At 53.3% G+C, this 23,058-nt stretch carries 20 protein-coding genes, 2 tRNA genes and 1 other RNA gene; 16 read left to right on the plus strand and 7 right to left on the minus strand.

What is annotated here, in order from left to right; all coding sequences use genetic code 11:
- Positions 1-165 precede the first annotated feature (165 nt).
- From pspA to CYR55_RS02020, 6 genes are all read left to right on the plus strand, one after another.
- A complete protein-coding gene (gene pspA, locus CYR55_RS01995; protein ID WP_101814677.1) occupies positions 166-831 on the plus strand; it encodes a phage shock protein PspA in 666 nt (221 codons plus the stop codon).
- A gap of 70 nt (positions 832-901) precedes the next feature.
- Positions 902-1,129, plus strand: a complete 228-nt coding sequence (pspB, locus tag CYR55_RS02000; RefSeq protein WP_072930836.1) for an envelope stress response membrane protein PspB — start codon at positions 902-904, stop codon at positions 1,127-1,129.
- Positions 1,129-1,488, plus strand: a complete 360-nt coding sequence (gene pspC, locus CYR55_RS02005; RefSeq protein WP_101814477.1) for an envelope stress response membrane protein PspC — start codon at positions 1,129-1,131, stop codon at positions 1,486-1,488. Before pspB ends, pspC begins: the two co-directional genes overlap by 1 nt.
- Positions 1,489-1,585: 97 nt before the next feature.
- Positions 1,586-1,813 (plus strand): phage shock protein PspD, encoded by a 228-nt coding sequence (locus tag CYR55_RS02010; RefSeq protein ID WP_101814478.1) that lies wholly within the window; start codon positions 1,586-1,588, stop codon positions 1,811-1,813.
- On the plus strand, positions 1,794-3,191 hold the full coding sequence (locus CYR55_RS02015) for a YcjX family GTP-binding protein (protein WP_101814479.1): 1,398 nt from the start codon (positions 1,794-1,796) through the stop codon (positions 3,189-3,191). The genes CYR55_RS02010 and CYR55_RS02015 overlap by 20 nt, the downstream gene beginning before the upstream one ends.
- Positions 3,188-4,240: a TIGR01620 family protein gene (locus CYR55_RS02020; RefSeq protein WP_101814480.1), complete on the plus strand. Its 1,053-nt coding sequence runs from the start codon at positions 3,188-3,190 to the stop codon at positions 4,238-4,240. The genes CYR55_RS02015 and CYR55_RS02020 overlap by 4 nt, the downstream gene beginning before the upstream one ends.
- A 167-nt stretch (positions 4,241-4,407) precedes the next feature.
- Here CYR55_RS02020 and CYR55_RS02025 read toward each other — a convergent pair.
- The 5 genes from CYR55_RS02025 to CYR55_RS02045 form a co-directional block, all read right to left on the minus strand.
- A tRNA-Tyr gene (locus CYR55_RS02025) sits at positions 4,408-4,492 on the minus strand.
- A 104-nt stretch (positions 4,493-4,596) separates the two neighbouring features.
- Positions 4,597-4,723, minus strand: a non-coding RNA gene (locus tag CYR55_RS02030) — RtT sRNA.
- Between the two features lie 45 nt (positions 4,724-4,768).
- A tRNA-Tyr gene (locus CYR55_RS02035) sits at positions 4,769-4,853 on the minus strand.
- Positions 4,854-5,006: 153 nt separating this feature from the next.
- Complete coding sequence (gene purU / locus CYR55_RS02040) at positions 5,007-5,855, minus strand: formyltetrahydrofolate deformylase (RefSeq protein WP_101814481.1); 849 nt, start codon at positions 5,853-5,855, stop codon at positions 5,007-5,009.
- A gap of 64 nt (positions 5,856-5,919) precedes the next feature.
- On the minus strand, positions 5,920-6,384 hold the full coding sequence (locus CYR55_RS02045; protein WP_101814482.1) for a YchJ family protein: 465 nt from the start codon (positions 6,382-6,384) through the stop codon (positions 5,920-5,922).
- Between the two features lie 370 nt (positions 6,385-6,754).
- Here CYR55_RS02045 and rssB point away from each other — a divergent pair, with 370 nt between their 5' ends.
- The 4 genes from rssB (at position 6,755) to CYR55_RS02065 (ending at position 11,316) form a co-directional block, all read left to right on the plus strand.
- Positions 6,755-7,768: a two-component system response regulator RssB gene (gene rssB / locus CYR55_RS02050; RefSeq protein WP_101814483.1), complete on the plus strand. Its 1,014-nt coding sequence runs from the start codon at positions 6,755-6,757 to the stop codon at positions 7,766-7,768.
- A gap of 214 nt (positions 7,769-7,982) precedes the next feature.
- Complete coding sequence (galU, locus tag CYR55_RS02055; protein ID WP_101814484.1) at positions 7,983-8,918, plus strand: UTP--glucose-1-phosphate uridylyltransferase GalU; 936 nt, start codon at positions 7,983-7,985, stop codon at positions 8,916-8,918.
- 40 nt (positions 8,919-8,958) lie between these two features.
- Positions 8,959-10,302 (plus strand): UDP-glucose dehydrogenase family protein, encoded by a 1,344-nt coding sequence (locus tag CYR55_RS02060; protein WP_101814485.1) that lies wholly within the window; start codon positions 8,959-8,961, stop codon positions 10,300-10,302.
- A gap of 9 nt (positions 10,303-10,311) precedes the next feature.
- Positions 10,312-11,316: an NAD-dependent epimerase gene (locus tag CYR55_RS02065; RefSeq protein ID WP_101814486.1), complete on the plus strand. Its 1,005-nt coding sequence runs from the start codon at positions 10,312-10,314 to the stop codon at positions 11,314-11,316.
- Between the two features lie 157 nt (positions 11,317-11,473).
- On the opposite strand, the gene hns is transcribed toward CYR55_RS02065, so the two are convergent.
- Positions 11,474-11,881 carry a histone-like nucleoid-structuring protein H-NS gene (gene hns, locus CYR55_RS02070; RefSeq protein WP_101814487.1) on the minus strand — a complete coding sequence of 136 codons (408 nt, stop codon included), beginning with the start codon at positions 11,879-11,881 and terminating at the stop codon, positions 11,474-11,476.
- A gap of 486 nt (positions 11,882-12,367) precedes the next feature.
- Between hns and CYR55_RS02075 the strand changes: the two genes are divergently transcribed.
- Positions 12,368-12,964, plus strand: a complete 597-nt coding sequence (locus tag CYR55_RS02075) for a thymidine kinase (RefSeq protein ID WP_101814488.1) — start codon at positions 12,368-12,370, stop codon at positions 12,962-12,964.
- 148 nt (positions 12,965-13,112) lie between these two features.
- Here the strand turns inward: CYR55_RS02075 and adhE are convergent, their stop codons facing one another.
- A complete protein-coding gene (gene adhE, locus CYR55_RS02080; RefSeq protein WP_101814489.1) occupies positions 13,113-15,794 on the minus strand; it encodes a bifunctional acetaldehyde-CoA/alcohol dehydrogenase in 2,682 nt (893 codons plus the stop codon).
- A gap of 522 nt (positions 15,795-16,316) precedes the next feature.
- Here adhE and CYR55_RS02085 point away from each other — a divergent pair.
- From CYR55_RS02085 to oppC, 5 genes are all read left to right on the plus strand, one after another.
- Positions 16,317-16,961: a YchE family NAAT transporter gene (locus tag CYR55_RS02085; RefSeq protein ID WP_072930797.1), complete on the plus strand. Its 645-nt coding sequence runs from the start codon at positions 16,317-16,319 to the stop codon at positions 16,959-16,961.
- A 686-nt stretch (positions 16,962-17,647) separates the two neighbouring features.
- Positions 17,648-19,276 carry an ABC transporter substrate-binding protein gene (locus CYR55_RS02090; protein ID WP_101814678.1) on the plus strand — a complete coding sequence of 543 codons (1,629 nt, stop codon included), beginning with the start codon at positions 17,648-17,650 and terminating at the stop codon, positions 19,274-19,276.
- 169 nt (positions 19,277-19,445) lie between these two features.
- Positions 19,446-21,092, plus strand: a complete 1,647-nt coding sequence (gene oppA, locus CYR55_RS02095) for an oligopeptide ABC transporter substrate-binding protein OppA (protein WP_101814490.1) — start codon at positions 19,446-19,448, stop codon at positions 21,090-21,092.
- Positions 21,093-21,207: 115 nt separating this feature from the next.
- Entirely contained in the window at positions 21,208-22,128 is a 921-nt protein-coding gene (oppB, locus tag CYR55_RS02100) for an oligopeptide ABC transporter permease OppB (RefSeq protein ID WP_101814491.1), read from the plus strand.
- Between the two features lie 15 nt (positions 22,129-22,143).
- The gene (oppC, locus tag CYR55_RS02105) at positions 22,144-23,052 is read left to right on the plus strand and encodes an oligopeptide ABC transporter permease OppC (protein ID WP_101814492.1); all 909 of its coding nucleotides are present in this window, start codon (positions 22,144-22,146) and stop codon (positions 23,050-23,052) included.
- Positions 23,053-23,058: the final 6 nt, after the last annotated feature.

Genomic DNA, 23,058 nt, shown 5'->3' on the forward strand with positions numbered 1-23,058 from the left:
GACTCTTTTCAAGAAATGGTTTCTATTTCAATAAGATATTTTTAATAAAAAGTTGGCATGGCGATTGTATTAGAGAATGGGCTACTGAAGCATGCCGGAGCAACAGGCTGCGGTGAGAGAAAATTTGCGGCAATTGTCGCGTGACCGTCAAAGAGGATGTTTTTTATGGGTATCTTTTCGCGTTTTGCTGACATCGTAAATGCCAACATCAATTCCCTGCTGGACAAGGCCGAAGACCCGCAGAAACTGGTTCGCCTGATGATCCAGGAGATGGAAGACACGCTGGTGGAAGTGCGTTCTACCTCAGCCCGTGCCCTGGCAGAGAAAAAGCAGTTGCTGCGCCGTATTGAGCAGGGCGAAAGCCAGCAGGCGGAGTGGCAGGAGAAAGCCGAACTGGCACTGCGTAAAGACAAAGACGATCTGGCCCGCGCAGCGCTGATCGAGAAGCAGAAACTGGCTGACCTGGTCGTCACGCTGAAAACTGAAGTGGCGGTCGTGGAAGAGACGCTGGGCCGCATGAAAGGGGAAATCGGCGAGCTGGAGAAAAAGCTCACCGAAACCCGCGCCCGCCAGCAGGCGCTGACGCTGCGCCACCAGGCGGCCTCTTCTTCACGCGAGGTGCGTCGCCAGCTCGACAGCGGCAAACTGGATGAGGCGATGGTGCGCTTCGAGCAATTTGAACGCCGTATTGACCAGATGGAAGCGGAAGCAGAGAGCGTCAGCCTGGGCAAACAGAAGTCGCTCAGCCAGGAGTTTGCTGAGTTGAAAGCAGATGATGAGATCAGCGCGCAACTGGCGGCGCTGAAAGCCAGAATGCAGCGCCCGGAATAACAGGAACAGGGATGCCCGGCCCGGTACGTGGGCCGGTTGCCGCTCTTATGTCACACAGTAAGGAGAAGGAATGAGCGTCTTATTTTTAGCGATTCCGCTGACCATTTTTGTGCTGTTCGTGGCGCCGATCTGGCTCTGGCTGCACTACAGCAGCCGCCAGCAGCGCGGTGGGCAGCTCAGCCAACAGGATGTGCAACACCTCACCCAGCTGACGCAGGATGCACGCCGGATGCAGGATCGTATCCGGGCACTGGAAGAGATTCTGGATGCTGAACACCCGCACTGGAGAGAATCATAATGAATAACGGTCTCACTGAGAAAAAACTCTACCGGGTGCCGGAAGAGGGCATGGTAAAAGGCGTGCTGGCCGGGCTTGCGCACTACTTTAATGTCCCGGTTAAATTGTTGCGGGTGATGGTGGTGCTCTCGCTGTTCTTTGGGCTGTTCGCCTTTACCGTATTGGCTTATGTCATCCTCAGTTTTGTGCTGGACCCGGTACCTGCCAGCCGGTTCAGCGGGGAAGAGGCGGCCTCTCCCCATGATCTGCTGGACGAAGCGGACGCGGTGCTGAATAACAGCGAGCGCCGTTTGCGGGATGTGGAGCGCTATGTCACCTCAGAAACCTTTGGCGTGCGCAGCCGTTTCCGCCAGCTTTAAGCCTGCCCGATGACGGCGCGTATCGCCCGGCGGTACGCGCCGTTTTTATAGCGGCATGGTCATCACCACACAGTCTATCCATTCTGGAGTTGCCCTCATGACACGTTACGCTTCCGGCGTTACCCTTAAAAAAGTGCTGCGCTTTCTGTTCATGATGGCGATCAGCTATGGACCGGCCGGCGTCGCCACCCGTATTCTGGGCGTGGTGGGCAGCCGTCCGTTGCGCTTTGTTCTGGCGCTGGTACTGGAACCGCTGCTGAAACGCGGGCTTACCGCGCTGTTTGGACGTTTCACCAAGGAGCCGAATGAAACGATTACAAAATGAACTGAATTCCCTGGTCAACCGCGGCATGGATCGGCATCTGCGGCTGGCCGTCACCGGCCTGAGCCGCAGCGGCAAAACCGCCTTTATTACCGCTTTCGTTAACCAACTTCTGCATCTGCACAGCGGTGCCCGTTTGCCGCTGTTCGCCGCCGCCCGCGAGGATCGCCTGCTGGGGGTAAAACGCGTGCCCCAGCGCGATCTCGGCATTCCCCGCTTCCGGTATGATGAAGGCCTGGCTTCGCTGTACGGCACGCCGCCCGCCTGGCCGCTGCCGACCCGCGGTGTCAGCGAGATGCGGCTGGCGTTGCGGTTCCGCTCGCAGGCTTCACTGTTGCGCCACCTTAAAGAGACCTCCACGCTCTATCTTGAGATCGTTGACTACCCGGGCGAGTGGCTGCTCGACCTGCCGATGCTGGATCAGGATTATCTCAGCTGGTCGTTGCAGATGGCCGGGCTATTGCAGGGAGAACGCGCGGCATGGGCAGAACCCTGGCTGGTGCTTTGCAAGCGGTGTGATCCCTTTGCCCCGGCCGATGAGAACCTGCTGGCCGCCATTGCGCAGGCTTACAGCGACTATCTGGTGCGCTGCAAGCAGGAGGGGCTGCACTTTATCCAGCCGGGGCGGTTTGTGCTGCCCGGTGAACTGGCGGGCGCGCCGGCGCTGCAATTCTTCCCCTGGCCGGACGTTAACGGCATCGGCGAGGCGCGGCTGGCACAAGCCGGCAAGCAGACCAATATCGGGATGCTGCGGGAGCGTTATCACTACTATTGCCAGAACATCGTGAAAGGCTTTTACAAAGAGCACTTTGTCCGCTTTGACCGGCAGATTGTGCTGGTGGATTGCCTCCAGCCGCTCAACAGCGGCCCGCACGCCTTCAACGATATGCGCCTGGCACTGACCCAACTGATGCAGAGTTTCCATTACGGCAAGCGCACCCTGTTCCGCCGGTTATTCTCTCCCTGCATCGATAAGTTGATGTTTGCGGCCACCAAAGCCGACCATATTACCGGCGAGCAGCATGCCAATCTGGTCTCTCTGCTACAGCAACTGGTGCAGGAAGCCTGGCAGAATGCTGCTTTTGAAGGGATCGGCATGGACTGCGTCGGCCTGGCCTCGGTACAGGCGACCCAGAGCGGTATCATTGACTATCAGGGGCAGCCGGTACCGGCGCTGAAAGGCCACCGGCTGGAAGATGGCGCGCCGCTGACGGTGTTCCCCGGTGAAGTGCCAGCACGCCTGCCGGGCGGGGCGTTCTGGCAGCAACAGGGCTTTCGCTTTGAACAGTTCCGGCCGCCGGCCCTCGCGGTGGATACCCCTTTACCGCATATCCGGCTGGATGCCGTGATGGAATTTTTATTGGGAGATAAATTGCGATGAACGATCCAATAAAACCACGCATCGATTTTGACCAGCCGCTTGAGGCACCGGCACAGCCGGTATTGCGCGCAGCGCAGGCCTTCAGCGATCGGGATGCAGAAAACTTCCTGCCTGCCGCCCCGGAAGCGCAGGAGACCGAAGGCGAGGCAGAGGCCGTGGTGGCGCAGGTGTTAAAACCCCGCCGCAGCCTCTGGCGCAAACTGGTGACGCTGGGGCTGACGATTTTTGGCGTCAGCGTGGTGGCGCAGGGCGTGCAGTGGACGCATCAGGCCTGGGTGGAGCAGCAGTGGATCGCCCTGGGTGGATGTGCGGCCGGTGGCCTGATTGTGCTGGCAGGCGCCGGCTCGCTGATCGCCGAATGGCGGCGGTTATACCGCTTGCGCCAGCGCGCTGAAATGCGGGATACCGCCCGTGACCTGCTGCACAGCCACGGGGTAGGGCAGGGGCGGGCTTTTTGTGAAAACCTTGCCCGGCAGGCCGGGATTGACGCCGGTCACCCGGCATTGCAGCGCTGGCAGGCCTCGCTCCATGAAACGCAGAATGATCGCGAAGTCGTGGCCCTCTATGCACGGCTGGTGCAGCCGGTGTTGGACAAACAAGCCCGCCGGGAAATCAGCCATTCGGCTGCGGAATCGGCGCTGATGATCGCGGTCAGCCCGCTGGCACTGGTGGATATGGCCTTTATCGCCTGGCGTAACCTGCGGCTGGTGAACCGGATCGCGTTGCTCTACGGTATTGAGCTGGGGTATTTCAGCCGGCTGCGGCTGTTCCGGTTGGTGCTGTTGAATATGGCGTTTGCCGGGGCGTCAGAGCTGGCGCGGGAAGTTGGGGTTGACTGGTTGTCACAGGATTTAGCCGCCCGCCTTTCCGCCCGCGCTGCCCAGGGAATTGGGGCCGGCCTGTTGACCGCCCGGCTGGGCGTTAAGGCGATGGAGTTATGCCGCCCTCTGCCGTGGCTGGAAGATGATAAACCGCGCCTTGGTGATTTCCGCCGTGATCTGGTGAGTCAGGTCAAAGGCGCATTGAGTAAAACGCCTCCACGCGCCTGATCCTGCCAAGACATGCCCGGTGTTATTGGCCGGGCATGATCATTCTGTTTACTTATGGCTGAAATGTGCTCGCCCGAACCTTAATCGAAGGTTCTCGTCCTTCCCCGCATGGGCAAATCTCTTTTATTACGGAAGGTTATCAGGGAATGCAGAGCTATCTGAAAGGATGGTGGTGGGGGAAGGATTCGAACCTTCGAAGTCTGTGACGGCAGATTTACAGTCTGCTCCCTTTGGCCGCTCGGGAACCCCACCACGAAATTCGTGGATTTGCGAATTGTAGAAGGATTTCTCCTTCGCCCAAAACGGCCTGGCTAACTGGCTGCTCTGAGGGTTGATATCACGCTGATATCGAAAAATGGTGGTGGGGGAAGGATTATTCGTCACTTCGTTCCTCACCCTTCGGGCCGTTGCTGCGCAACGTTGCTCGCTTTCGCTCGCTCGAACCTTGTCAAAGGTTCTCACCCTTCCCCGAAACTGCAACATGTTGCTACCGTTTCAAGGTGTTGATATCAAACTGATATCGAAAAATGGTGGTGGGGGAAGGATTCGAACCTTCGAAGTCTGTGACGGCAGATTTACAGTCTGCTCCCTTTGGCCGCTCGGGAACCCCACCACTGGCCTTGCTTGCTCCGCTGTCGCGGTAAGCGGGGCGCATCATATCAAATGAAGCTGTGCTGTAAAGCGTTGAAATGCAGAAAATGATTCGTTTGCCGATTTTTTACCCCGGACGGTGCATTCTTCACCTTTTGCACCGCCCGAAGCAGGATTACAGGATAACCGTGCGGTTACCGTACACAAATACCCGCTGGGCCAGTACCTGGTACAGGGCACGGCTCAGGACATTTTTCTCCACATCCCGTCCGGCTCGCATCATGTCATCCGCCGTATAGGTGTGATCCACGTGAATCACGTCCTGCATGATGATCGGGCCTTCATCCAGATTGTCATTTACGTAATGGGCGGTTGCGCCAATGATTTTTACCCCGCGCTCATAAGCCTGATGGTAAGGCCGCGCGCCGATAAAGGCCGGCAGGAAGGAGTGGTGGATATTGATCACCTGATTCGGGTAGTGCTGCACAAATTGCGGCGTCAGCACGCGCATATATTTCGCCAGCACCACGTAATCCGGCTGATACTGGTCAATCTGCGCAATCATCTGGTTATCATGCTGCTCACGCGTTAACCCCTCATGGCTGACCAGATGGAACGGAATGTCAAAACGCTCTACCAGCGTCTGCAGAGTGGTATGGTTACCGATGACCGCCGCAATCTCGACATCCAGGCCGCCATAAGCGCTCTTCATCAGCAGATCGCCCAGGCAGTGGGCCTCTTTGGTCACCAGCACCACAATCCGGCGGCGGCCGGCGGCCTGCAATTCACGCACGGAACCCTCAGGCAGGGCGCTGTCCAGATCGGCCAGCAACGTATTGTCGTTGAAGATGCCTTCCAGCTCGGTGCGCATAAAAAACCGTCCGGTGCGGTGATCAACATACTCATTGTTCTGCACGATATTAAGTTCATGCTTGTAACAAATGTTGGTGATCTTGGCGATCAGGCCTTTGGCATCAGGGCAGATGGTGCGCAAAATTTTTCGTTGTACGTGCTGATGTTGCATCGGGGGTAATCCTGTAGGCGTTGCGATGGTGTGAGTGTGTCTCTGTTTTCGGAATGTTCCGGAATTAATGCCCGCAACATTTCTTATATTTTTTCCCAGAACCGCAAGGGCAGGCATCATTGCGGCCGCTTTGCAGGTGGGTTCCGTCCCTATAGTACCAGCGTTCATTTACCCGAAGAAAGCGTGAACGTTCGTGTAACAGATGTGCCCGTGGGTCGTCGCCCTCGCTGAAGCGGGCCGCGAACTCCACAAACCCCTCATCCGGCCCGGTACCCGCGGCCTCATCAATGATGTGCAGCCCCAGCCAACGGGTCAGGGCAACACTCTCCACCAGGCTTTCGCGCCACTGTTCAGCCCGGCAATCCGGGTGCCAGCTGGCCAGCAGGTAGGCGACGTCATTCATCACATATGCAGTATAGCGCGAGCGCATCAGGGCCACCGGCGTCGGGGCGGTATCCGTACCCTTATGGTAAGGCTGGCAGCAGAGGCTATAAGGTATGCCACTGCCGCAAGGACAGGTCTGGGACACAACGACTCCTGATTTAACAATAAGTTTGGCGCATCAGCGCACTTGAATCACACAGGCGGACTATGTTACCTAACAATATTGCCGGCTGACAATGCAGCCGGCAGGTTCTGATTTCCCTGCACTAAGGGCAGCCCGGCCGGCTGCCCTTAGTGCAAGCGTTTACCTGCATGCTAACATTGGGTACGATCAAATTATCTGGATGTTTACCGTGTCAGGCCGCAGAGTGGGTTCGGTTATAAAAACTTTGTTTCGTAAAAAAAGTGAGTCAGCAGGCGGGTTTCTCACCAGTTTGGTGCATTAACCCTACTTTCAGACATGCGAAAAACCGCTTTTTAGGCCACTATTAAAGAGGAGTGAGCAAGGGGGCCAGATGGATAAACCGTTAACAAGCAAGCATATCCTGATCGTGGAGGACGAAGCCGTCTTTCGCTCGGTGCTTGTCGGCTACCTGAAAACGCTGGGGGCAACCACCAGCGAAGCGGAGAATGGCCTGGAAGCGTTATCAGCTGTAGAGGAGGTATCGCCTGATTTGATCTTGTGTGATCTGGCGATGCCTGAGATGGACGGCATTGAGTTTGTCGAGAATCTCCGCCTGCAGGGAAATAAAATTCCGGTGCTGGTGATTTCCGCAACCGACAACATGAGCGATGTGGCAAAAGTATTGCGGCTGGGCGTCGAGGACGTGCTGTTGAAACCGCTTACCGATCTTAACCGGTTGCGCGAAGCGCTGCTGGCCTGTCTTTATCCTAACCTGTTTACGTCACAGGCCATGGAGGGGAATGACCTGATTCAGGACTGGTCGGCGCTTTGCCAGAACCCGGCACAAGCGGCCAAGCTGTTGAAACAACTTCAGCCGCCGGTTCAGCAGGTGCTGGCGCATTGCCGTATTAACTACCGGCAACTCACCATGGCAGAGCACCCGGGGCTGGTGCTGGATGTTGCCGCCTTATCGCCGAACGATCTGGCATTTTATTGCCTGGACGTAACCCGTGCCGGGGAAAATGGCGTATTAGCCGCGCTGCTGCTGCGGGCAATATTCAATGGGTTGTTACGTGACCATTTAACCAATCAACGCCAGCGTTTGCCGCAGATGTCCACTATTTTAAAGCAGGTTAACCAGTTATTAAAACAAGCACATCTGGAGGGGCAATTCCCTCTGTTGCTGGGTTATTACCATGCTGAGTATAAGAATTTAATATTGGTCTCGGCCGGGTTACATGCCACGGTCAACACCGGTGAAAATCAGATTCAGCTCAGTAATGGGGTCCCTTTGGGGACGCTGGGCGCAACCTATTCAAACCAGATTTCACAGCGTTGCGCGGCCTGGCAGTGCCAGGTGTGGGGTGCCGGCGGGCGATTACGTTTAATGTTGTCCTCAGATTAATCTGTAAAAAAGGGAGCGCTGCTTCCTTTTTATATTCATTATTTAACCGGGTTCAATATATTGCAGATAAGGGCTATTAGGTAATTATCTTAATTTTTCTCAAACCCTCATATGAAATAAGCGCGGCAGAATGAAGGTGGTATACTCGAAAACGCTAATTTAGGGTAAACCCGCTAATGTTCATTAAATGAACGGGGCAAGAGAGAGATAGTCAATGTCTGCATCAAATAGAAAAGTAAAAAAGGCTGTGATACCTGTTGCGGGGCTTGGGACGCGTATGCTGCCTGCAACAAAAGCCATTCCTAAAGAGATGTTGCCGCTGGTGGACAAGCCGCTGATTCAGTATGTGGTCAACGAATGCATCGCCGCAGGCATCCAGGAGATCATCCTGGTGACCCACTCCTCTAAAAACTCCATCGAAAACCACTTCGATACCAGTTTCGAACTGGAAGCTATGCTGGAAAAACGCGTCAAGCGCCAGCTGCTTGAAGAAGTGCAGGCGATCTGCCCGAAGCATGTCACCATCATGCAGGTACGTCAGGGTGAGGCCAAGGGCCTCGGCCATGCCATCCTTTGCGCCAAACCGCTGGTGGGTGACGAACCGGTTGCGGTTGTGCTGCCGGATGTGATTCTGGATGAATACTCCGCCGACCTGACCAAAGAAAACCTCGCAGAGATGATGGCCCGCTTTGAACAGAGTGGACGCAGCCAGATCCTGGTTGAGCCGGTGCCGGAAAGCGACGTCTCCAACTACGGGGTGGCAGATTGCGAAGGCCGTGAACTGGCGGCGGGCGAAAGCGCCCCGATGGTCGGTATGGTTGAAAAACCGGCCGCCGGTACCGCCCCCTCCAACCTGGCCGTCGTCGGCCGTTATGTCCTTTCCGCTGACATCTGGCCGTTACTGGAAAAAACTGAGCCGGGTGCCGGTGACGAGATCCAGCTGACGGATGCCATCGCCATGCTGATGGATAACGAAACTGTTGAGGCGTATCACCTCCAGGGCGTCAGCCATGATTGCGGCAATAAAATGGGCTATATGCAGGCGTTTGTTGAATATGGCATGCGTCATCAGGGGTTGGGTAAAGCATTCAGTGACTGGGTAGCCGATTTCGTCAAGCAACAGGACGAACGTACTGCCGGGCACGCGTAACACCCTTTTTCTTTTCAATTTTAAAAACTAGGATTTTCCAATGAAAGTAACAGTTTTTGGTATTGGTTATGTCGGTTTGGTGCAAGCTGCCGTCCTAGCTGAAGTTGGCCATGATGTACTCTGTGTAGATGTCGATGCGCGTAAGGTCGAGAACCTGAAAAAAGGCATCATCCCGATTTATGAGCCGGGCCTGACCCCGCTGGTACAACAAAACTACGAAGCCGGCCGCCTGCAGTTCACGACAGACGCAGAGCAGGGCGTGGCGCATGGTGTGATGCAATTCATCGCTGTGGGCACCCCGCCGGATGAAGACGGCTCCGCCGACCTGAAATATGTGACTGCCGTGGCGCGTACCATCGCACAGCACATGACCGACCGCAAAGTCGTCATCGACAAGTCTACCGTACCGGTGGGCACCGCGGACAAAGTGCGCTCTGTGATGGCAGAGACGCTGAAGCAGCGTGGCGCAGAGATTGCCTTTGATGTGGTCTCCAACCCGGAGTTCCTGAAAGAAGGGGCAGCGGTGGCTGACTGTATGCGTCCGGAGCGTATCGTTATCGGTACGGATAACCCAGAAGCCATTGAGCCGATCCGTGAGCTCTATGAGCCGTTCAACCGTAATCACGATCGTATGATCCTGATGGACGTGCGCAGTGCTGAGCTGACCAAATATGCCGCTAACTGCATGCTGGCAACCAAGATCAGCTTCATGAACGAAATTGCGAACCTGGCAGAGATTCTGGGCGCGGATATTGAAAAAGTGCGCCAGGGCATTGGTTCTGATTCCCGCATCGGTTACCACTTCATCTATCCGGGCTGTGGTTACGGCGGTTCCTGCTTCCCGAAAGATGTACAGGCCCTGATCCGTACTTCCGAACAGATTGGCTACCAGCCGAAGCTGCTGCAAGCCGTGGAGCACGTGAACTATCAGCAGAAATATAAGCTGACCCAGTTCATCAAACGTGAGTTCGGCGACAACCTGAAAGGCAAAACCTTTGCGCTGTGGGGCCTCTCCTTCAAGCCAAATACCGACGATATGCGTGAAGCCTCCAGCCGCGTGCTGATGGAAACCCTGTGGGAAGCCGGTGCGCAGGTGCAGGCCTTTGACCCGGAAGCGATGGACGAAACCCAGCGCATTTATGGTCACCGTGACTCCCTGAAACTGATGGGCACCAAAGAAGCTGCTTTGCAAGGCGCTGATGCACTGGTAATTTGTACCGAATGGCAGAACTTCCGCGCGCCGGACTTTGATGTGATCAAGGCGTCGCTGAAGCAGCCGGTCATTTTTGATGGCCGTAACCTTTTCGATCCGGAGCGTCTGGCGAAGCGTGGTTTCACCTACTATGCAATCGGCCGTGGCGCATCGGTGCAAGTGCACGATTAAGAGGTAGGTATGAATTTTCTGGTAACAGGCGCGGCCGGTTTTATTGGTTATCATGTCACTGAGCGACTGCTGGCTGCCGGCCATCAGGTGGTCGGGATCGATAACCTGAATGACTATTATGATGTCAATCTTAAGCTGGCGCGCCTGGCCAGGCTGGAGCAGCCGGGTTTCACCTTTATCAAGCTGGACCTGGCTGACCGTGAGGGCATGGCTGAACTGTTTGCAACCCATCATTTCCAGCGTGTCATTCATCTGGGCGCGCAGGCCGGGGTTCGGTATTCGTTGGAGAACCCGCTGGCATACGCGGATGCCAACCTGATTGGTCACCTGAATGTGCTGGAAGGGTGCCGGCATAATAAGGTAGAGCATCTGCTTTATGCGTCCTCCAGTTCAGTCTATGGCCTGAACCAGAAAATGCCTTTCTCTACCGATGATTCGGTTGATCACCCGGTGTCACTCTATGCGGCGACCAAGAAAGCGAATGAGCTGATGTCACATACTTATTCGCACCTCTATAGTCTGCCGACGACCGGACTGCGGTTCTTTACCGTGTATGGCCCCTGGGGCCGGCCGGATATGGCGCTGTTTAAGTTTACCCGGGCCATGCTGGCCGGAGAGGCGATTGACGTCTATAACCGTGGCGAGATGCGCCGTGACTTCACCTATATCGATGATATCGCGGAAGCCATTGTCCGGTTACAAGCGGTTATTCCGCAACCGGACACAGGCTGGACGGTGGAGCAGGGCTCTGCTGCAACCAGCTCAGCCCCATACCGGGTATACAATATCGGTAACAGCCAGCCGGTGAAGCTGATGGCGTATATAGAAGCGCTGGAAGCCGCGTTAGGAATTGAAGCCAGAAAAAATCTGCTGCCTATGCAGCCGGGTGATGTGCTGGAAACCAGCGCGGATACCACAGCGCTTTATCAGGCGATTGGTTTTAAGCCAGAGACCAGCGTAACCGACGGTATTCAACGCTTTGTTGATTGGTATCGTAACTTTTATCAACAATAAAACGAAGAGAGTTTAAAAAGGGATGCTTCGGCATCCCTTTTTTATGGCTATTCTATTATTGTTTTATTTGTGTTTTTAAAATGTAAAATAAATGTATATAAAAATACTCCCATCGGGAGTATTGTTTTAAGCAGATGACGTGCAACACAATGACAAATTAGAGCAGGAAATCGTCCAGCGATTTACCTTCTTCATCAATTGCCTTTTTGATCACTGCTGGTGTACGCCCCTGGCCTGTCCAGGTACGGGTTTCACCGTTCTCGTCCTGATACTGGTATTTTGCCGGGCGTGCAGCACGCTTGGCTTTCCCTGCCGGCTTAGCGGCAGCCAGGGTTTGCATTAACTCGTTTGGATCGATACCGTCAGCAATTAACATCTCGCGGTATTGCTGCAGCTTGCGGGTACGCTCTTCTGTTTCCGCAGCAACATGTTGTTCTTCTTCCCGGCGTTCAGTAACAACAACATCCAATTTTTCCAGCATCTCTTCAAGCGTTTCAAGAGAACACTCTCTTGCCTGCGCCCGCAAAGTGCGGATGTTGTTCAGAATTTTCAAAGCTTCGCTCATTGTCCTACTCTCTAATTATCATATGGGGTATTCGCCGTAATAATAGAGTGCAGGTTTAAATTCTGCAACAGCCAATATGCCGCGGCTCAGTCAGTTATTGTATAAGCCCATTATTTTTCCCGTTAAAAATAGCCTATAAAACGAGGGGAGATAAAAAAGGGAACAGATAAAAAGAGCGACTACAGGTATTTGAATTTACTGTATCCAGGCGTTTTTTTGATTATGAAAACCTGTTTTATTATACCTCTTTCCATAGACCAGACATTATTTACGCTATTTTGTAAGGAAATCGTAAGCCGGGGGCAGACGATGTAGCCAGAATGCTGCCTTCATATTCATTTTAACGAGATAGCCCAAATTACGCGGTCGGTGCGTGCCAGGAAACGGCAGACAGGGCAGGGAAGATGAACAGGCAGAGGATCTGCCTGTAGCGCTATGTTACACTCCACGCAAATTCGATTTAGTGTGATAGGGAACGCGAGAGCAATGGCTCAACTCTATTTTTATTATTCCGCGATGAACGCCGGAAAATCTACCGCTTTGCTGCAATCGTCCTATAACTATCAGGAACGCGGTATGCGCACCCTGGTGTTTACCGCTGAAATTGACCGGCGCTTTGGGGTAGGTAAAGTCAGTTCCCGAATAGGCCTCTCTTCTCAGGCACAGCTCTATAATGCAGACACCGATTTACAGGCCATGATTACCCAAGAGCATGTTCAGCAGCCGGTACACTGTGTTTTATTAGATGAAAGCCAGTTTCTGACAAAGGGCCAGGTAAGCCAGTTATGTGACGTGGTCGATCAACTGGATATTCCGGTATTATGTTACGGACTCAGGACGGATTTTCTTGGTGAGCTCTTTACCGGCAGCCAATATCTGTTGGCATGGGCGGATAAGCTTGTGGAGTTAAAGACAATTTGTCATTGTGGCCGTAAAGCTAACCGTGTATTACGCCTCGACCAGAATGGCCGGCCGATGCATGCCGGCGAGCAGGTGGTGATTGGCGGTAATGAGCGTTATGTATCGGTTTGCCGCAAACACTACAGGGATGCCCTATCCGGCACCAGTGAAGAGCACGAGTAACGCTTTTATTGCGCCCGTTTTTATATAAAAACCCGCATAAAAAAACCCGCCTGAATGGCGGGTTTTTAGTGGTCATGCTAAATCATTTGCCTGAAAGGGGATGATTTTACAGTACGCCCCTTTTGAAAAGAGGCGCAGCCTGCAAACATTATTTCTTCGCTTTTTTATCCGCTTTTACCAGCTCGGCGACGGCAACGGTTTCAACTTCCGTGGCCTTTTCCTCTTCAGTAAATTTGCGGCCGTAGTAGGTGTCCAGCAGAATCTGTTTCAGTTCAGCAATCAGCGGGTAACGTGGGTTAGCCCCGGTACACTGATCGTCAAAGGCATCTTCAGACAGCTTATCCACTTTCGCCAGGAAATCAGCTTCCTGTACGCCTGCTTCACGGATAGACGTTGGGATACCCAGTTCAGCTTTAATTTCATCCAGCCAGTTGAGTAATTTCTCAATTTTCTGTGCGGTGCGATCGCCAGGTGCGCTCAGGCCAAGGTGATCAGCGATTTCAGCATAACGACGGCGTGCTTGCGGACGGTCGTACTGGCTGAAGGCTGTTTGCTTGGTCGGGTTGTCATTCGCGTTATACCGGATAACGTTGGAAATCAGCATCGCATTCGCCAGGCCATGAGGAATATGGAACTCTGAGCCCAGTTTGTGGGCGATAGAGTGGCAGACCCCCAGGAAGGCGTTGGCAAACGCGATACCCGCGATGGTCGCCGCATTATGGACACGTTCACGGGCCACCGGGTTTTTCGCGCCGTCACGGTAGCTTTGTGGCAGGTTTTCTTTCAGCAGTTTCAGAGCCTGGAGTGCCTGACCATCAGAGTACTCATTTGCCAGTACAGAAACGTACGCTTCCAGCGCATGGGTGACTGCATCCAGGCCGCCAAAGGCACAGAGTGATTTCGGCATGTTCATGACCAGGTTGGCATCGACAATCGCCATATCCGGGGTCAGCGCATAGTCAGCCAGCGGATATTTCTGGCCGGTCGCATCATCAGTTACCACAGCAAACGGCGTCACTTCAGAACCGGTACCGGAGGTGGTAGTGATGGCGATCATTTTTGCTTTAACGCCCATTTTCGGGAATTTGTAGATGCGTTTACGGATATCCATAAAGCGCAGCGCCAGCTCCTCGAAGTGGGTTTCAGGATGCTCGTACATCACCCACATAATTTTGGCCGCATCCATCGGGGAGCCGCCGCCCAGCGCAATGATGACATCCGGTTTAAAGGAGTTCATCAGCTCCGCACCTTTACGCACGATGCTCAGGGTTGGATCAGCTTCAACCTCGAAGAACACTTCTGTTTCAATACCATGCGATTTCAGTACGCTGGTGACCTGATCGGCATAACCGTTATTAAACAGGAAGCGGTCAGTAACGATAAACGCACGTTTAGCGCCATCTGTTGCGACTTCTTCCAGAGCAATCGGCAGTGAACCACGACGGAAATAGATAGATTTCGGAAGTTTATGCCACAACATATTTTCTGCTCGTTTTGCGACGGTTTTCTTATTGATCAGATGCTTAGGACCTACGTTCTCAGAAATGGAGTTGCCGCCCCAGGAGCCGCAGCCCAGCGTCAGAGAAGGCGCCAGCTTGAAGTTGTACAGGTCGCCGATCCCCCCCTGTGATGCCGGGGTATTAATCAGGATACGGGCGGTCTTCATCTTGTCACCGAAGTAATTCACCCGTTCCGGTTGGTTATCCTGGTCAGTATAGAGACAGGAGGTATGGCCGATACCGCCCATAGCGACCAGTTTCTCCGCCTTGCTCACTGCGTCGTGGAAGTCAGTGGCACGGTACATCGCCAGTGTCGGAGAGAGTTTTTCATGGGCGAAAGGCTCAGACTCATCGACCAGAGCAACTTCACCAATCAGGACTTTGGTTGATGCAGGCACGCGGATGCCGGCCATTTCAGCAATTTTGTGTGCCGGTTGGCCGACAATGGCCGCATTCAGGCCACCATTTTTCAGGATAATATCCTGAACGGCTTTCAGCTCCTGACCACGCAGCAGGTAGCCGCCATGGCTGGCAAAACGTTCGCGGACGGCATCATACACAGCGTCAACCACAATCACTGACTGCTCAGACGCACAGATAACCCCGTTATCGAAGGTTTTCGACATCAGGATAGAGGCCACAACACGTTTAATATCTGCGGTTTCATCCACGACCACCGGGGTATTACCCGCCCCGACGCCGATAGCCGGTTTACCGGAGCTGTATGCTGCTTTCACCATACCTGGGCCGCCGGTTGCCAGGATCAGGTTCAGATCCGGGTGATGCATCAGTTGATTAGAAAGCTCAACGGAGGGTTCATCAATCCAGCCAATAATATCTTTCGGTGCCCCGGCGGCAATGGCGGCCTGCAGCACGATATCAGCGGCTTTGTTGGTGGCATTTTTCGCCCGTGGATGCGGGGAGAAGATGATGCCGTTACGGGTTTTCAGGCTAATCAGCGCCTTGAAAATGGCAGTCGAGGTCGGGTTGGTGGTAGGAACGATACCGCAAATCAGGCCAATAGGTTCAGCGATGGTAATGGTCCCGAAGGTGTCATCTTCTGACAGCACCCCACAGGTTTTTTCATCTTTGTAGGCGTTGTAAATATATTCAGAAGCAAAGTGGTTTTTAATGACTTTATCTTCCACAATACCCATGCCGGATTCTGCAACGGCCATTTTGGCCAGCGGAATGCGGGCATCAGCGGCAGCCAGAGCGGCGGCACGGAAGATTTTGTCGACTTGCTCCTGGGTAAAGTTGGCATATTCGCGCTGGGCTTCTTTGACACGGGCCACAAGTGCGTTAAGTTCAGCAACATTCGTTACAGCCATAATGCTCTCCTGATAAGGTTAAACTCTTTTAGTAAATGAGCTGTCAGCATCGCACCAAGTATAGCCCTGGGGGACATGTACGTTTTGGTGATGACCTGTTTCCCTGGTCAGAGTGCAATATCGCTTATTTACTGAAAGAGCTTGTTAGCATGCTGCGGTGCGGCGTAATGAGAAAAAAAGCCGCTTATGATGAAGTTGGACAGGGTCTCGTGATTTCTTAATATGGTGCAATCTTACTCTTCCCTGTTTAACGTTTCTTGATCCAGATCAAGAAAACGCGAAGCTGACACCTTTCAGCAAACACCAGGAATGAGAAAAAGTCTCATAGATAAGAAATGTTTTTTATTTCTTGCCAGAAAGAAAAGATTAGGCAAAACCCTTCACTAAAGGCAGTGATTTGTTTCTTAATAGGTCTGAATATCACTATTTAATCCTGTTAATGGTGATGGATTATATCAGGTAATTCTATTACATTAGCGGCCTTCAAAATCTCACTCTTATGGCCTGTTGACGGAGTTCTGCGTGAGCCAGACACTACTGGATTTGTCAGGATACATTAAATTTTTTGTCGGACTTTTTGCGCTGGTAAACCCGATTGGGATCCTGCCGGTATTTATCAGTATGACCAGCTATCAGGCAGCTGCCGGCAGGAATAAAACCAACCTGACGGCTAACCTGTCAGTCGCGATTATTCTTTGCACCTCACTGTTCCTGGGCGATGCGATTCTGCACCTTTTCGGTATTTCCATTGATTCGTTCAGAATTGCCGGCGGCATTCTGGTGGTTACCATTGCGATGTCAATGATCAGCGGTAAGCTGGGTGAGGATAAGCAAAATAAACAGGAAAAATCGGAGTCAGCCATTCGTGAAAGCGTTGGTGTGGTGCCGCTGGCACTGCCCTTAATGGCGGGACCGGGGGCTATCAGTTCCACCATTGTCTGGAGTTCCCGTTATCATAGCTGGCAAAACCTGCTTGGGCTGACACTGGCTATTGCCTTTTTCTCCTTCTGCTGCTGGCTGCTGTTCCGCGCTGCCCCGCTGGTGGTGAGGTTGCTGGGGCAAACCGGCATTAACGTCGTTACCCGTATTATGGGATTATTATTGATGGCGTTGGGTATCGAATTTATTGTTACCGGTATCAAAACGATTTTCCCTGGTTTGCTGTAACGTTATTTCCTGCCGGCTGTGTTAACCGGCCTGACTTTCGGCCCGTGACAGGTTTCACGGGCCAGAAGCAATGATACGATTCTTTTCCCTGCCTTTTATCGGTGCAACATTTGCTGAGCAAACCCGCGATTGCACTACAATGTTGCATTAAACCAGCCTTAATGAACCATCTGGGTTCAATCCTTTATTTCTGCCACTTTTCTTGCGCTTACCTCGTTTAAAAAAATCTCGTTTTTTCTTTTGATGTTAATTTAGTCACATCATTCAGGGGGGCTTGTGAAGCCGGTTATGAGATGATATTAGTGTTTTATCAGACCTGAGCAGAAGTTTATTCTTCAGGCGAAAAGGATGTTAACGCTTTGTTTTTGATTTTTAGATTATTACAGGTGTCTGCTTCTGACCGACAAAGGCCTTCAAAGCCAACTTATTGTTTTTAATGTTTTTATGCCGTTTAGATGACATATTTTCTCTACTTTGCGGCATACACACATGTCTATAAAAGAGAAATGCTTAACATTTCTGCAAAATAGATTGGCACAACATTTTAGCTTCTGATAATTTTTCGAACCCACCTTGTGTGCTGGCCCTTTTGGGCTTTTGGACGTAGGCAGGCCTGAAATTTGCTAGTAACCCCATCTTAAGTGATCAAATTAAAACAGAGGGAGAGGAGTGTGGCAGTGATCTCAATGTTGTTTAAACCTGCACGCGCGGCAGTGTTTGCTGCCCTGGCTGGGGCCTTTCCTGCTCCTTTGCTGTTTGCTGCCGAAGTGCCTGCGTCAGTAACGTTAGCCAAACAGCAGTCCATCGTGATTAATAACGGCTCAGAGGTCTCCTCCCTTGATCCACAAAAAATAGAGGGTGTCCCTGAATCGAATATTATTCTTAACCTGCTGGAAGGCCTAGTCGAAACGGATGCCAACGGTAACATTACGCCCGGCGTGGCCGAACGTTGGGAAAACAGTGATTACCGGGTCTGGACCTTCCATCTGCGCCAGAATAGCCGCTGGAGTGATGGTACACCGGTCACGGCCGGAGATTTTGTCTATAGCTGGCAACGTCTGGTTGATCCAAAAACCGCCTCGCCGTACGGCAGCTATCTGCAATTCGGCAAAGTCGAAAATATAGACGCTATCCTGGCCGGTAAAAAAACGCCGGATGCCCTTGGCGTCAAAGCGCTGGATGAAAAGACGCTGCAAGTGACGCTCAGCGCGCCGGTGCCTTATTTCGTGTCATTACTGGCGAATACTGCCCTTAAACCGGTTAAGCAGTCAGTGATTGAAAAGTATGGTGAACGCTGGACCCAGCCGGAGAATTATGTCGGTAACGGTGCATTCCGCCTGACGAAGTGGGTGGTGAATGAGCGTATCGAGGTTGAACGCAGCCCGACTTACTGGAATAACAGTAAAACGGTTATTGAGCATGCGACATTCCTGCCTATTTCCTCGGAAGTGAGTGATGTGAACCGCTACCGCAGTGGTGATACCGATATCACTAACAGCGCTATACCTCCGACCTTGTTCCCGATGGTGAAAAAAGAGCTGACTACGCAGCTGCATGTCAGCCCGTTGCTGTGCACGTTTTATTATGAGCTGAATAACCGCCGTCCGCCCCTGAATGATGTGCGTGTTCGTACCGCGCTGAAAATGGGGCTGGATCGCCAGATCATTACCGAGAAAATCATGGGGCAGGGCCAAATCCCTGCCTATGGCCTGACGCCGCCTTATACCGCCGGCGCAGATTTTACCGCACCCGCCTGGGCCGGCTGGAGCCAGCAACAGCGCAATGCCGAAGGGCGCAAATTATTGGCGGAGGCGGGGTTCACTGACCAGCATCCGCTTAAGGTCGCGCTGCTCTACAACACCTCCGATCAAAACAAACAGCAGGCGATTGCCGCCGCCTCGATGTGGACCAAAAACCTGGGCGCGCAGGTTACCCTGCAGAACCAGGAGTGGAAAACCATGCTGGAGACCCGCCGCCAGGGTAACTATGACATTGCCCGCGCAACCTGGTGTGCGGATTACAACGAGCCGTCAACGTTCCTCAGCATGGCGCTCTCTACCAGCACGAACAACACCATGTTTTACAAGAGCGCAGAGTATGACCGCCTGATGGCGGCATCACTGACCGCACCGGATGATGCGGCCCGCCATGCCCTCTATCAGCAGGCGGAAAATCAGCTGGATAGCGACTCCGTCCTGGTCCCGGTCTATTACCGGGTCAGTGCCCGGCTGGTCAAGCCAACCGTGGGGGGCTTTACCGGTAAAGATCCGCAGGATCTGACGGATTTGAAAAATTACTACCGAATCCAGCCCTGAGCCGGGTTCACAGGATAAGAATCAGGGGTAGTGCCCTTATTGGGGGCAGTACAAAGTGAGCCACTGCGGAGCGGCCGCCGTTCCGGTCACTCTGCAGTCACTCTCCGTTCGCGGAGCAATCCTGCCGTTTAACGGCAGGTTCATAATAAAAAGTGGAGTTAAAAACAGAATGACCAACATCACGAAAAAAACAGTGCTGGCCGTGGCGGTCATGGCAGCGACCAGTATCATCACTGTCAGCAGTGCGTTTGCGGCAGAAGTGCCGGCCGGCGTCCAGCTGGCAGCGAAGCAGGAGCTGGTGCGTAACAACGGATCGGAAGTGCAGTCCCTTGATCCGCATAAAGTGGAAGGGGTACCTGAGTCCAACGTTATCCGCGACTTACTGGAAGGGCTGGTCAATACCTCCGTCAAAGACGGCAGCGTAACGCCGGGTGTGGCAGAGAGCTGGGACAACAAAGACTTCAAAGTCTGGACATTCCATCTGCGCAAAGATGCTAAATGGTCAAACGGCGATCCGGTCACGGCGGAAGATTTCGTGTTCAGCTGGCAGCGCCTGGCCGATCCGAAAACCGCTTCCCCGTATGAAAGCTACCTGCAATATGGCCACATCGCCAATATTGATGACATCATCACCGGCAAAAAAAGCCCGGATACGCTGGGCGTGAAAGCGGTAGATGATCACACCCTGGAAGTCACCCTGACTGAACCGGTGCCGTACTTCGTTAAAATGCTCTCCCATACCTCGATGAAACCGGTCAATAAGAAAGTCGTGGAGAAATTCGGTGATAAATGGACGCAGCCGGAAAACTACGTCAGCAACGGCGCTTACAAGCTGAAGAACTGGACAGTCAACGAGCGCATCGTGCTGGAGCGCAACCCGCAATACTGGGATAACGCCCACACCGTGATCAATCAGGTAACGTACCTGCCGATCTCCTCTGAAGTCACTGATGTTAACCGCTACCGCAGTGGTGAAATCGACATGACTTACAACAACATGCCGATTGAACTGTTCCAGAAGCTGAAGAAAGAGATCCCAACCGAGGTGCATGTTGACCCGTACCTCTGCACCTATTATTACGAAATCAATAACCAGAAAGCCCCGTTCACGGATGTGCGTGTGCGTACCGCGCTGAAAATGGGCCTGGATCGTGACATCATCGTCAATAAAGTAAAAAACCAGGGTGATCTGCCGGCTTACGGCTTTACCCCGCCTTACACAGACGGCACCGAAGGCAAGCTGACCAAACCGGAGTGGTTCACCTGGACGCAGGAAAAACGTAACGAAGAGGCCAAAAAACTGCTGGCAGAAGCGGGCTATGGCCCGGGTAAACCGCTGAGTTTTGATCTGTTGTACAACACCTCTGACCTGCATAAAAAACTGGCGATTGCTGTCTCGTCCATCTGGAAGAAAAACCTGGGCGTTAACGTGAAGCTGGAAAACCAGGAGTGGAAAACCTTCCTGGACACCCGCCATCAGGGCACCTTTGATGTGGCGCGTGCCGGCTGGTGTTCTGACTACAATGAGCCGACCTCATTCCTGAACGTCATGCTCTCTACCAGCAGCAACAATACCTCTCACTACAAGAGTGAGATATTTGACAAACTGATCGCCGATACCGCGACAGTAAAAACTGACAGTGAGCGTGCAGACCTTTACCAGAAAGCAGAAGCACAGCTGGATAAAGACTCCGTGATCGTCCCGGTCTACTACTATGTCAATGCGCGTCTGGTGAAACCTTACGTCGGCGGCTATACCGGTAAAGACCCGCAGGACAACGTCTACGTCAAAGACCTCTACATTATTAAACACTGAGTGGGTTAAACACTGAGTGTTAGCGGGCAGGCTATGTGGCTGCCCGCTTATAATAATGAAGAGAGTGAGCTGTCGTTATAAAGCCGTTATTGCGGCTTAAAAACAGGTATGGGCAATGTTAAAGTTTATTTTCCGTCGCTGTCTGGAAGCGATTCCGACACTTTTTATCCTGATCACCATCTCGTTCTTTATGATGCGTCTTGCGCCGGGCAGCCCTTTTACCGGTGAGCGTAATCTTCCGCCTGAGGTGATGGCCAATATTGAGGCGAAATATCACCTCAATGATCCGATGTACAAACAGTATTTTAATTACCTTGAGCAACTGGCCAAAGGCGATTTCGGCCCCTCGTTTAAATACAAAGACTACACCGTCAACGATTTGGTCGCCGCGTCCTTCCCGGTGTCAGCCAAACTGGGGCTGGCAGCATTTGTGCTGGCGGTGGTGCTGGGGGTCACTGCCGGCGTCATTGCTGCGCTGAACCAGAACACCAAATGGGATTATACCGTGATGGGATTCGCGATGACCGGGGTCGTCATTCCGAGCTTTGTGGTGGCACCGCTGCTGGTGCTGATCTTCTCGATTACCCTGAAGTGGTTGCCGGGCGGGGGCTGGAACGGCGGGGCACCCAAATTCATCATCCTGCCGATGGTGGCGCTGTCGCTGGCGTATATCGCCAGTATCGCGCGTATTACCCGCGGCTCGATGATTGAAGTGCTGCATTCCAATTTCATCCGCACTGCGCGTGCCAAAGGACTGCCGCTGCGCCGCATCATTTTGCGCCATGCGCTGAAGCCGGCGCTATTGCCGGTGATGTCCTACATGGGCCCGGCGTTTGTCGGCATCATCACCGGGTCAATGGTGATTGAAACCATTTATGGTCTGCCGGGCATTGGCCAGCTGTTTGTGAACGGCGCCCTGAACCGTGACTATTCGCTGGTGCTGAGCCTGACCATTCTGGTGGGCGGGCTGACGATTCTGTTCAATGCGATTGTTGACGTGCTGTATGCCGTTATCGATCCGAAAATCCGTTATTAACGCTGGAGCACGCTCATGATTGTCAGTAAGAAAAACAGCGAAGCTCTGGAAAGTTTCACTGAAAAACTGGAAGTGGAAGGGCGCAGCCTGTGGCAGGATGCTCGCCGTCGTTTTATGCATAACCGTGCAGCGGTCACCAGCCTGGTGGTGCTCTGCCTGATTGCGCTATTCGTCGCGCTGGCACCGCTGCTTGCCGCTTTTACCTACGATGATACCGACTGGAACATGATGTCCGCCGCGCCGGATATGGCATCCGGCCACTATTTCGGCACGGACTCCTCCGGGCGTGACCTGCTGGTGCGGGTGGCAATCGGCGGGCGCATCTCTCTGATGGTGGGGGTCGCGGCAGCGCTGGTGGCGGTGATCGTCGGCACCCTTTACGGTTCACTCTCGGGTTACCTGGGCGGCAAAACGGACTCCGTGATGATGCGCCTGCTGGAGATTCTTAACTCCTTCCCGTTCATGTTTTTCGTCATCCTGTTGGTGACCTTCTTTGGTCAGAACATCCTGCTAATCTTTGTGGCAATCGGCATGGTGTCGTGGCTGGACATGGCGCGTATTGTGCGTGGCCAGACCCTGAGCCTGAAACGCAAAGAGTTCATCGAAGCGGCGCTGGTGGGCGGGGTCTCTACCCGCAATATCGTGCTGCGCCATATCGTTCCGAACGTGCTGGGCGTGGTGGTGGTGTATGCCTCATTACTGGTGCCGAGCATGATCCTGTTTGAGTCCTTCCTGAGTTTCCTGGGGCTGGGCACGCAGGAGCCGCTGAGCAGTTGGGGGGCGCTGTTAAGTGACGGTGCCAACTCCATGGAAGTTTCACCCTGGTTGCTGCTGTTCCCGGCAGGTTTCCTGGTTGTCACTCTGTTTTGTTTTAACTTTATCGGCGATGGCTTGCGTGATGCCCTCGACCCGAAAGATCGTTAAGGAGTG

Source organism: Chimaeribacter californicus (assembly GCF_002858675.1).
Lineage (GTDB): Bacteria > Pseudomonadota > Gammaproteobacteria > Enterobacterales > Enterobacteriaceae > Chimaeribacter > Chimaeribacter californicus.